This is a genomic window from Bacteroides sp. An269, from assembly GCF_002159755.1.
Classification (GTDB): Bacteria; Bacteroidota; Bacteroidia; order Bacteroidales; family Bacteroidaceae; genus Phocaeicola; species Phocaeicola intestinalis.
The window spans coordinates 1-11,968 of the sequence record NZ_NFJG01000127.1 but is presented as its reverse complement, the minus strand read 5'-3'; the positions used below and the strand labels follow the sequence as shown (position 1 = coordinate 11,968).

The following is an 11,968-nucleotide window of genomic DNA, read 5'->3' as shown; positions in this document are numbered from 1 at the left end:
CGCTCCTGTTCTTCGTCAGATAGCCCGCTATCTTCCTCATCACAGAAGCGGAAATGCCTCAAAAACTCATCCCAAATCATCGCACGATAAATTCAAAACAGCTTCTAATTGTTGGCGTGAAAATGATAATTTCACCTCCCCAGTTTGTTGTCGTAATCACCCGTTTGGGTAAGGCTAAGTGAGAACTTGTAGTGGAAGTTATGCATTCCGCACACTTCATAGAAACGGTGGGTACGGAGGCGCAGTTGGTTGCAGCACACTTCTATCTGGAGGCAACCTTGGGCTTTTGCCTCATTGTAAGCAGCATTGAAAAGACATCTGCCGATGCCTTGGCTGCGGCGGTCGGAGCGTACCGCCAATTCCATAATCTCGCATATCCGTCCGGCGTGGTGCAGCTGGTATTCCATTCGCAGGTTGATGCAGCCAATCACCTCTCCATTTATTTCGTATACTAAGCAAATGTAACAGTCGTTCTCCAATTGTCTGGAGTAAATTTCTTCGAATGTTTCGTACGGAAGCGTTTGGGCCTCCATATCGCATATTAAATTATAAATGGTAAGACAGTCAGTCTGCTGGCTTTTTCGTATAGTTTTCATATAAATAAAAGGCATGGTTTCGAATTGCAAAAGTATCAGATTGTACCGATTCTCGTCCTTTATATTGAATAAAATGTCACATGCACTATAAAATTGTCATACATGGTCTGAATTTGTAACACGAATGTAATATCGTCTTCAAAAAATCTTCAAAAAGCACTCTTTTCGCACCTCTTTCGCATGTGTAGCGGAAATGAAACATTTGTGAAACTGTCTTGAAAAACATTGCCTCTACTTTTGCGGCGTCAAACAAGCAAAAAGGGAAAAAGATTGTTATGAGAAAGAGAGTTGTTTTGGGCTTGGCGTTGCTCACGGCAGCCAGTGCCAATGCGATGGACATCAAAGGAAAGATAAAAGATGCAAAGACCGGTGAAGAGATTATCGGTGCATCAGTCGTGGTGAAGGAAGAGCCGTCGAAAGGCGCAGTGACGGGACTTGACGGAAGTTTCAGTCTGTCGGTGAACCGTCCGACGTTTACGATTATCTGTACATATATTGGTTATAAGAGCTACGAAATGCAGGTCACTTCGAAGGATTCGGATATAGAAATACCATTGGCAAGTGATGATGTGCTGCTGGGAGAAGTCACCGTGGTGGCTACCAATCCCGGACGAAGTGAAGCTGGTGCACGCGCCATCGAGCGTAAGGCGATGAACGTGGTGAACGTGATGAGTGCAAAAGCCATCGAGCTTTCTCCGGATATCACTGTCGCGAATGTAATCCAGCGTATGTCGGGTGTGACGATCGAGCGTAACAGCAGTGGGGAAGGGCAGTATGCTATCTTGCGCGGTATGGACAAGCGTTACAATTATACCTTAATTAATGGGGTGAAGATTCCAAGTCCCGATAATAAGAACCGTTTCGTGCCTCTTGACATATTCCCTTCTGAGATGCTCGACCGGTTGGAGGTGACCAAATCACTTACTGCCAATATGGAAGGCGACGGCATCGGCGGTGCGGTCAATCTGGTGATGAAAGATGCGCCTACGGAACGTCAGTTCACGGCAAGCATTTCTACCGGTTATAACGCTATGTATTTCGACCGCGATTTCCAGTCGTTCGACTACGGGGACATAGTGAAAGATTCGCCATACGAAGCGATGGGGAAACCGGAAGATTATCAGGTGACACAGGATAACTTCACGATGTCGAACTTGCGGATGAAATGGAAGCGTCCGATGCCCGACCTTACAGCAGGCATTTCTTATGGAGACCGTTTCTTCGATGACAAGCTGGGCGTGATGTTGGCGGGAAGTTATCTGAATACGTATCGTGGCAAAGAGAGCCAAATTTATTATCAGCCCGGAACTTCGCATAACGGTATCGTGTACCGTAATTATTCCACCCAACAGACCCGTATCGGTGCCCATGCCAAGCTGGATTATCACATCAACGAAAACCATAAGTTGACTTGGTACAATGGCTATATGGACATGCGTGAAGCGGAAGTACGTGATGGGGAGGACGATCAGGAACGTGCAGTCCGGATGAAGTGGAACCGCCAGTACATTATCAATTCAACCCTGAAAGGTGAACATCAGTTCTTAGAAGGCGGAGCCTTGAAACTGAATTGGTCGGCGGTCATTTCGAAAGCTTATAGTGAAACGCCGGACAATGCGGAAATATTCCTGCAAGGGACACACCTGCAGACATCGGGTGCGGCTACACGCCGGTGGGAACACAATTCTGATAAAGACAAGGCGGGATATGTAGACTTGAGTTATAAGTGGCAGCTGGACGGAGGTCCGGTGTTCGATTTCTCCATAGGAGGTATGTATCGTGATAAGAAACGTGACAGCTTCTTCAATGAATATACTTTCGATTCGGCTACCGGAAGCAAGGATCCGCAATATTTGGGCGAGGATTGGAATAATTTCGATGAAATCTTGATTACACCGCGCCGTTATGGTAATATCGGCGACCCGCTCAACTATGACGCTTCAGAAAAAGTAGGGGCAGGCTATGGCATGGTGAAATATACCTATAATAAATGGGAATTGATAGCGGGTGTCCGTGTGGAACATACCAATCAGGGATATGTATTGAAATTCCCGCGTGATGTAGACCCCGAAGGCAATCAAAAGTATACGGATGTATTGCCCAGTTTCCACGCAAAATACAATGTGCACGAAAATGCCAATTTGCGTTTCTCATACGCCCGTGCCATCAATCGTCCGAGCTTCTTCGAAATTGTGCCTTATAGCATTATCAACGAAGACTATAAGGAAAAAGGTAATCCCGACTTGAAGCATACGGTTGCGGATAATGTGGATTTGCGTTACGAATTTTTCCCGAAGTCTTCGGAGCAGTTTATGGTCGGCCTGTTTTATAAGAATATTCAAAATCCGATTGAATACGGTTTGATAAACGAGGGTCAGGATACGTATTACCAACCGATGAACTTTGGCGATGCAACCAATTTGGGTGTGGAAGTGGATATTATGAAATATTTCAATTGGTTCGGTATCAAAGCGAACTATACGTATACACACTCGAAGATAACAACTGATAAACGCATCATGGAAGGTTCGGAAGTAAGGACTCAAAAACAATCTCGTCCATTGTTTGGTCAAGCTGCCCACGTGGCAAATCTTTCCTTGCTCTTCAAGAGCACGAAATATGGATGGGAAGGGCAAATCGCCGGAAGCTATACAGGCAAACGTCTGAGTGATATTTCGAACTGGTATGATAATGATATTTGGGAAGACGGCTATTTCCAGTTGGACGTATCGGTAGAGAAGAGCTTCAAATGTGGCGTGAATATATTTGCGAAAGCTTCCAATCTGTTGGATGTGCCCTTGTACCGCTACATTCAGAACGGACCTCGCACGGCAAACATTGATTATGAACGTCATAATGGCAATGTTATCGAGCGTAAAGAATGGCACGGACAGACCATTATGTTAGGTGTAAGGTATAAATTGTAAAAAAGAAAAACAGAACATATTGACTAACAAACACATTTAATCTTTTCAATTATGAATTTTAAGAAGTTTTTATTCGTAGGTGCAGCTTTGATGAGCGTATCATTCTTCGCTGCTTGTAGTGATGATGAGAACGAACCGCAGAATCCTCCTGTAGAAGAACCGGATGAACCGAATGGCGATGATCCGGAAGGTCCTGTAAGTCTGGAAGACCAATGGAACAATACCAATACGGTGACTTGGCCGGTTGATACAATAATCAACCTGACTAATCATTACACGGTGCCCGAAGGCAAAACATTGATTATTAAAGAAGGTGTCCAAATCATCGCCAGCACAGCCGGTGTAGGAGCGAACCATGTGCCTGTAGAGTTTACGGTAAATGGAAACTTGTATTGCGAAGGCACAGAAGAAAAACCTGTTCGTTTTTCTATTCCTGAAGCCGACCGCACAGAGGCGAATATTTTTGCAGGTCTTTGGGGGGGTATTGTAGCTTCGGAAACTTGTGGCGAAATGTTGATTGACCATACAATCATAGAATATACCGGTGGTCAGGTAGTAGAAGGTTCTCCTGCAGCAACTTCGGGTGTGTATACCGCCGGTGACGATGCTTATCCGCAGATTACTACCAATAATATCAATGGTAAATACGTGATTACGAATTCAATCTTGCGTAACGGATGGTCGGATGGCATTTATCTGATGGGTGGTGAAGCGATTATTATGAACAATGTCTTTGCCGCTAACGGATTCGATGGTGCTGAGGCTGTAAACGTGAAAGCAGGTTGCAAGGTAGACATTGCCGGAAACGTGATGTTCAGCCCGAACACCAACGGCTTGAAGCTCTCTAGTTCAGGTCAGAGCGAAAACCGTGCCCAGGCTTTGGTTCAAGCTTACAACAATACTATCATCAATGCAGGATGGAGACGCGACGGTGAAAAAGGCGGTTGCATCTATGTAGAGAAGAATATCTTGGCTAATGTATTCAATAACTTAATGGTAAATTGCAAGTTCCGTGCGATGACTCCGAGCTTTGACATTCCGAACGACCCCGAAGAAGGTTACGATGACGATTCTGTAATTGATTACAACTATTACGCATCGGGTAACCAACCGAGTGATATTGTATGGGATGGTGAAGACGAATCGGGTGTGGCATACGCATGGCAAGGTTATAACTATGAACACGAAGATTACAATGTAGGGGTAGTAGACGTGCATAGCGTTATCGCTACAGAAAACGATTTGAAAGATCCGCAATTTGTTGGTTTCGACATCAATGGTGTAGGTTTGACCGACTATGTTTACAACGATGCTTGGGACTTCCATTTGCAGGCAGGCTCTCCGGCTCTGACGGGTGCTTGTGATGGTACAGAGGCATTTGCCGCTCCTTACTTCTCGACAACCGGCCTGACCGTTAACGGCGAAACTTATACTTCACCGGCAGTTGCCGCTCATTATGGTGCATATGGGGAATAATGCGGTATCTCTGATACAACTCTGATATACATTCTTTTTTCCTAAAAGGTCCGGGACCGGAAATAACTCCAGTACCCGGATTTTTTATTAAGACATACAGCAGGAGGTTTCAGTTTTAATTCAGAATTGTCTCCTAATTTTGTCGCATAATTATTAATCAACATTTATCTTTAAGCAAATGAAATCAATGAAGAAAATAGGAATCTCTTTATTCCTGGTAATGGCGGCTGTAGTCGCTTTCGCGCAAGATGCGGCAACGTGGAAATCTTTGGAAAAACCGCTTAATTTTTATTTGGCAAACGACCTTGGGCGCAACGGTTATTATGACCAGAAGCCGATAGCCGAACTGATGGGTAAAATGGCAGAAACGATTGATATCGAATTTGTAGTAGCTGCCGGTGACGTGCATCATTTCGAGGGGGTGCGCAGTGTGCAAGACCCTTTGTGGATGACCAATTACGAACTGATATACAGCCATCCCGATTTGATGTTGCCCTGGTATCCCATTTTAGGGAATCATGAGTATCGGGGCAATACGCAGGCGGTGTTGGATTATAGCAATGTCAGCGCACGGTGGGAGATGCCGGCACGTTATTATACAAAGGTGATGGAGGAAGACGGGGCGACTATCCGCTTGGTGATGATTGATACGCCACCTTTGCTTGACAAATACCGTGAAGATACCGAGAAATATCCAGATGCAGGCAAACAAGATATGGACAAGCAGCTGGCATGGCTGGATTCGGTATTGACTTCGGCTAAAGAAGACTGGGTAATGGTGGTAGGCCATCACCCCATCTATGCCGATACCGATAAGAACGATAGCGAACGGACGGACATGCAGAAGCGGGTAGACTCTATTTTGCGCAAGCACGGCAATGTAGACATGTACGTATGTGGCCATATCCATAACTTCCAGCACATCCGTAAGACGGACAGCAAGATTGACTATGTGGTGAACACTTCCGGCTCGTTGGCACGCGAAGTGAAACCGGTAGACGGCACGCAGTTCTGCAGCGGTGCGACAGGTTTCTCGCTCATTACGGTAGACAAACACGAGCTTTGCCTACACATGATGGACAAGGACGGGAAAGTGCTCCATACGGTTCGCCGTACGAAATAAGACATTGTGATATAATAAGAAAGCGGATTAATGCAGATTGGAAGGATTTGTGTTAATCTGCTTTTTTATTGCCTGTAATGTGATTTTCGATTATCTTTGCGGTATCGACCAAAAGGAATAAGACAATGGATGAAGTAAAAACAAAAAGCAAGGTTTATTATACCGATTTCCGGTGCAAACCTGATGAAGGGCCTGCTGACAAGCTGAAAAGGTTGATAAAGGCAGCAGGTCTGAATACAATAGATATGGACGGAAAGTTTGTCGCTATCAAGATGCATTTCGGCGAACTGGGGAACTTGAGTTTCCTTCGTCCGAACTACGCGCGGGCTGTAGTGGATATGGTGAAACAATGTGGCGGGAAGCCATTCCTTACCGATTGCAATACATTGTATCCGGGCAGCCGCAAGAATGCCATTGAGCATCTGTATTGTGCATGGGAGAATGGCTTTACGCCTTTGACCGTAGGCTGTCCGGTGATTATCGGCGATGGCCTGAAAGGAACGGATGACATTGCGGTGCCTGTGGCTGGAGGTGAATATGTAAAAGAAGCGAGAATCGGTCGTGCCGTAATGGATGCCGATATTTTTATTTCACTCACTCATTTCAAAGGGCATGAGATGACCGGATTCGGAGGCGCAATAAAGAATATCGGTATGGGATGCGGGTCGAGAGCCGGAAAGAAAGACCAGCACTGCAACGGAAAGCCTGTTATCAATCAGGATGCATGCAGGGGGTGTAAGAGGTGCATGCGCGAATGTGCGAATGACGGTCTTGTTTTTGACAAAGGGCGAAAGAAGATGTCCATCAACCAAGACAACTGTGTAGGTTGCGGACGCTGCATTGGGGCATGTAATTTTGATGCAATCGGCTTTGCCCAAGATGCGGCAATCAAAGAGCTGAATTGCCGGATGGCTGAATATACGAAAGCCGTAGTTTATGGCAGGCCAAACTTCCATATCTCGTTGGTGTGCGATGTCTCGCCGACTTGTGATTGCCATTCGGGCAATGACACTCCGATTATACCCGATGTGGGCATGTTCGCATCTTTCGACCCGTTGGCTTTAGACCAGGCATGTGTAGACGCTTGTTTGAAACAGACTCCTTTGCCCGATAGCCAGTTGGCGGATGAAATGGCAAGTCCTCATTTTCATGACCATCATGACCATTTCGACAATACCAATCCGAACGCGGAATATAAAACGTGTTTGGCTCATGCTGAAAAAATCGGGTTGGGCAACCGTGATTATGAATTGGTACGTGTAAGATAGCTCCTGATACATATCGTTTAGCTGATTTATACTATGCGCAATATAGATTTGTGCATTTTGTTGATGCTATCATAGAACACAGACTACACAAGAATACACAGAAGGAAAATATAAAAATCTGTGTTCGTCTGTGCCTTTCCGTGTCTTCTGTGTCCTATTAAAATACACAATTTCATACCGCGCATGGTATAAAAGGTTGTCGTTATTATCTTCTTGCTTCAACGCACGCAGATAGCTTCGTCTGGTGTAAGATTAATAATCTTACAGCAGATGAACCTATATGTGTCGGCGCATCTATCTGTGGGACTTTTTCCAGAATCAGACAATCTTATTCGAAAGTATACAACTCTGAAGGCAGCGTGCGCTTTAGTGCGCAAAGTTGTATATCGCGTCCTGCTACGATGCCTTGTTCGCGCAAGGCAAGCTCTACGGTCTTGTATGCAAGTTCCGGATGGTTGTTGTCTTTGCTTAGATGGCAAAGCCAAAGTACCTTCAGGTGGGAAGGAAAGTGCTCGGCAATAAACTGGGCTGCCTCACGGTTGCTCATGTGTCCGTTTGGCCCGGCGATACGTGCTTTCAGATAAGGGGGATAAGGTCCCATCTGCAGCATGGCATCATCGTAATTGGCTTCCAGAATCAGGTAATCGGCACGTTCGATGTATGAAGCAGCTGTAGGGGTAATGTGGCCCATATCGGTAAGAAAGGCGAAAGTCTTGTCGCCTGTTTCTATGCAATAACCCACATTGTCAGTACCGTCATGAGGCACCTCGAAGCAGGTTATGGTGAAATCACCCAGGCTGATAGTTTTTTCTTTTTCTATCAGACGGATGCAGTCTGCCGAAAGTTTTTCGGTCATGCAGTAGCTGCGCTCCATACCTTTGTGGATAGCCTGTGTGGCATAGACGGGGATATTATACCGTTTGGCAAGGTTGCCTACAGCTTTTATATGGTCGGCATGGTCGTGTGTGATAAAGATGGCGTGGATGCACTGCATGTCAATGTTGTAATCCTTGAATATTTTCTTTACAGTGCGGATGCCTACTCCGGCATCTATTAATATACTGCATGTCTCGGTGGCAAGATAATAACAGTTTCCGCTGCTTCCGCTACCTAAGCTCATAAATTGTACCTTCATGTTCTTTCTGTCTTTTTGTTTTTAGGAGCGGACAAAGATACGAAAAAGAAAGAAGCCCGCCAAATAGCGGGCTTTCTCATGCAAAATCTGATTTATGAAGAACGATTAGAAATTGAAATAATTCTTTGCGTTGTTATAGCAAATATCTTCTACCATTTGCTGGATGCGCGGCATTTCTGATTCCGGGAGTTCTCCGTTTTCAACATCATTGCCTAACAAATTACATAATGTGCGGCGGAAGTATTCATGACGCGGATAAGACAGGAATGAACGTGAGTCTGTAAGCATACCTACAAAGCGGCTCAACAAGCCCAGCAGTGAAAGCGCGTTCATCTGCTTTTCCATACCGTCTTTCTGATCGAGGAACCACCAGCCCGAACCGAACTGAATCTTGCCCGGTACCGAACCGTCCTGGAAGTTGCCCAGCATGGTAGCAACGACTTCATTCGCGCATGGATTCAGGTTGTACAGGATGGTTTTAGTCAGTTTGCCTTCAGAGTTCAAACGGTCGAGGAATTTCGACATTGATTTGGCTGTGTTGAATTCACCGATAGAGTCAAAACCGGTATCCGGTCCCAATAACTTGAACATCTTGCTGTTGTTGTCGCGGATAGCTCCGTAGTGATATTGTTGTGCCCAACCGGTTTCCCAGTCCATTTCGGCAAAGATAACCAACATAGCCGACTTGAACTTCAGGATTTCATCTTTTGTCAATTCCGTGCCGCCGTATACTTTATTGAATATCGCACGGATTTCAGCATCTGTATAGTCTTCAGCATAGAATTCTTCGATTCCGTGGTCTGACAATCTACATCCTTGTTCTGCAAAGAATGCATGACGTTTGCGCAAAGCGTCAATCATGTCATCGAACGAAGAAATGTTTACGCCGCTCACTTCCGCCAGTTTTTCGATGTAAGCACGATAGTTGGCTGCAGATTCTACAGCCATGGCCTTATCGGGACGCCAAGCCGGAAGCATCTTGATTTCAAAGCCGCTTTCGCGTGTTGCGATATGATATTCCAAAGAATCTACAGGGTCGTCTGTCGTACATACGGTCTCTACGTGGTAGCGGCGCATCAAGTTGCGTGCAGAGTATTCAGGAGTAGCCAATTTGGCATTACATTCTTCGAATATTTCACGTGCGGTAGAGGGGTTCAGGATTTTATCGATACCGAAAGCGGTTTTCAGTTCCAGGTGAGTCCAATGATACAAGGGGTTACGGAATGTGTAAGGAACAGTTTCTGCCCACTTCTCGAATTTTTCCCAATCTGTGGTGTCTTTTCCGGTACAATAGCGTTCGTCTACACCATTGCTACGCATAGCACGCCATTTATAGTGGTCACCGCCCAGCCAGATTTCTGTGATTGACTTGAATTGATAATCATCGGCTACCATTTTCGGAATCAAATGGCAATGGTAATCGATAATAGGCATCTTGGCAGCGTGGTTGTGGTATAATTCCTGTGCAGTTTCTGTTTTCAACAGGAAATTTTCGTCCATAAATTTTTTCATATAAGTTTTCTTTTTGGTTTATGTTTTTTGTTAGGTATTTTCACTTTTTCTAATTGCTGGAACGATTTTTTATGCTGAACAACACAAATATCGTTTTATTCTCCGTTATCGAACACGAAAATAGAAATTTTATTTGGAATAACAAAATATTTCGTATATTTGCAGCGAATATTTAGTAAAATTAATCACTTCGTTGATGGGCAGGTTATGTGCTAGATAAATATTTTTTACCATTTGTGAAGGTGATTTGAACTTGAATATGTATTGTATGCAACAGTAAACCTAAAAATAAATACAAAGTATGAGACCGTTAAACAAAGAAAATGCGAACAAGCCTGTTCGTCCTGAAAGAATCATTCAATTTGGTGAAGGTAACTTTTTACGTGCGTTTGTCGACTGGATTGTTTATAATATGGACCAGAAGACAGATTTCAATAGCAGTGTAGTCATTGTGCAGCCTTTGGGTAAAGGTATGATTGATACGCTGAACAATCAAGACTGTTTGTATCACGTTAATTTGCAGGGACTTGATAAAGGTCAGGTGGTGAATAGTCTGACATTGATTGATGTAGTAAGCCGTGCATTGAATCCATACAGTCAATTTGACGAGTTTATGAAACTTGCCGAGCAGCCTGAGATGCGTTTTGTGATTTCGAATACTACCGAAGCAGGTATTGCTTTCGACCCTTCGTGCAAACTGGATGATGCTCCTGCTGCTTCTTATCCGGGTAAACTGACCCAATTGCTGTATCATCGTTTTAAGACATTCAATGGTGATATGTCAAAAGGTTTGATTATTTTCCCTTGCGAATTGATTTTCTTGAACGGGCATAAGCTGAAAGAAACCATTTATCAGTATATTGAATTGTGGAATTTGGGCGAGGATTTCAAGAATTGGTTCGAAAAAGCCTGCGGTGTATATGCTACTTTGGTAGACCGTATCGTTCCGGGATTCCCGCGCAAGGAAATTGATGCTATCAAAGAAAAACTGCAATATGATGATAACATGGTGGTACAGGGTGAAATTTTCCATTTGTGGGTAATCGAGGCACCGCAAGAAGTGGCAAAAGAATTCCCTGCAGACAAGGCAGGTCTGAATGTATTGTTCGTTCCGTCTGAAGCTCCGTATCATGAAAGAAAAGTTACGTTGCTGAACGGTCCGCATACCGTATTGTCACCGGTTGCATATCTGTCGGGAGTAAATATTGTCCGCGACGCTTGCCAGCATCCGGTTATCGGCAAGTTCATCCACAAGGTGATGTTTGACGAACTGATGGAAACCTTGAATTTGCCGAAGGCTGAATTGGAACAATTCGCTCATGATGTACTGGAACGCTTCAACAATCCGTTCGTTGACCATCAAGTGACCTCTATCATGCTGAACTCATTCCCGAAATACCAGACTCGTGACCTGCCTGGCTTGAAGGTATATTTGGAACGTAAGGGTGAACTTCCGAAAGGCTTGGTATTGGGACTGGCTGCTATCATTACTTATTATAAAGGCGGCGTACGCGAAGACGGTGCTGAAATCGTTCCGAATGATGCTCCGGAAATCATGGATTTGCTGAAGCAGCTGTGGGCGACTGGCGATACACAAAAGATTGCTGAAGGTGTATTGGCGGCACAGTCTATTTGGGGCGAAGATTTGAATCAGATTCCGGGATTGACCGCAGCCGTAAAAGCTGATTTGGACAGCATTCAGGAAAAAGGTATGTTGGAAACTGTGAAGTCGATTCTGTAATAGTGCCTTAACTTAATTGTTAGAAATTCCATGTGGGGGAGGGAAGTGATTTTTACTTCCCTTCTTTTTTATGGGTCCAAGTTTCTTAGTTCCTATGTTTGTAATGTGCTAGCAAAATAGCATAAAGCCAAGAGAATTATTAAATTTGTAAATGAAAGAAATAACTTAATAAAACCTATGACTTTATGCG

Annotated in this window: 8 protein-coding genes; 5 read left to right on the top strand and 3 right to left on the bottom strand. The window is 44.5% G+C overall.

Annotated features, from left to right (window positions below; all coding sequences use genetic code 11):
• Nucleotides 1-131: 131 nt before the first annotated feature.
• On the bottom strand, nucleotides 132-596 hold the full coding sequence (locus B5F71_RS16775; RefSeq protein WP_087212588.1) for a GNAT family N-acetyltransferase: 465 nt from the start codon (nucleotides 594-596) through the stop codon (nucleotides 132-134).
• A gap of 275 nt (nucleotides 597-871) precedes the next feature.
• Here B5F71_RS16775 and B5F71_RS16770 point away from each other — a divergent pair, with 275 nt between their 5' ends.
• From B5F71_RS16770 to B5F71_RS16755, 4 genes are all read left to right on the top strand, one after another.
• Nucleotides 872-3,523, top strand: a complete 2,652-nt coding sequence (locus B5F71_RS16770) for a TonB-dependent receptor (RefSeq protein WP_087212584.1) — start codon at nucleotides 872-874, stop codon at nucleotides 3,521-3,523.
• A 51-nt stretch (nucleotides 3,524-3,574) separates the two neighbouring features.
• Nucleotides 3,575-4,999: a hypothetical protein gene (locus B5F71_RS16765; RefSeq protein ID WP_087212581.1), complete on the top strand. Its 1,425-nt coding sequence runs from the start codon at nucleotides 3,575-3,577 to the stop codon at nucleotides 4,997-4,999.
• A 220-nt stretch (nucleotides 5,000-5,219) separates the two neighbouring features.
• Nucleotides 5,220-6,122, top strand: coding sequence for a metallophosphoesterase (locus tag B5F71_RS16760; protein ID WP_239414095.1), 903 nt, complete (start codon nucleotides 5,220-5,222; stop codon nucleotides 6,120-6,122).
• 125 nt (nucleotides 6,123-6,247) lie between these two features.
• Entirely contained in the window at nucleotides 6,248-7,390 is a 1,143-nt protein-coding gene (locus B5F71_RS16755) for a DUF362 domain-containing protein (protein ID WP_087212580.1), read from the top strand.
• 328 nt (nucleotides 7,391-7,718) lie between these two features.
• On the opposite strand, the gene B5F71_RS16750 is transcribed toward B5F71_RS16755, so the two are convergent.
• Nucleotides 7,719-8,525: an MBL fold metallo-hydrolase gene (locus tag B5F71_RS16750; protein WP_087212578.1), complete on the bottom strand. Its 807-nt coding sequence runs from the start codon at nucleotides 8,523-8,525 to the stop codon at nucleotides 7,719-7,721.
• Nucleotides 8,526-8,630: 105 nt separating this feature from the next.
• Nucleotides 8,631-10,037: a glucuronate isomerase gene (uxaC, locus tag B5F71_RS16745; RefSeq protein WP_087212575.1), complete on the bottom strand. Its 1,407-nt coding sequence runs from the start codon at nucleotides 10,035-10,037 to the stop codon at nucleotides 8,631-8,633.
• A gap of 301 nt (nucleotides 10,038-10,338) precedes the next feature.
• Between uxaC and B5F71_RS16740 the strand changes: the two genes are divergently transcribed.
• Nucleotides 10,339-11,778: a tagaturonate reductase gene (locus B5F71_RS16740; RefSeq protein ID WP_022039143.1), complete on the top strand. Its 1,440-nt coding sequence runs from the start codon at nucleotides 10,339-10,341 to the stop codon at nucleotides 11,776-11,778.
• Nucleotides 11,779-11,968 lie beyond the last annotated feature (190 nt).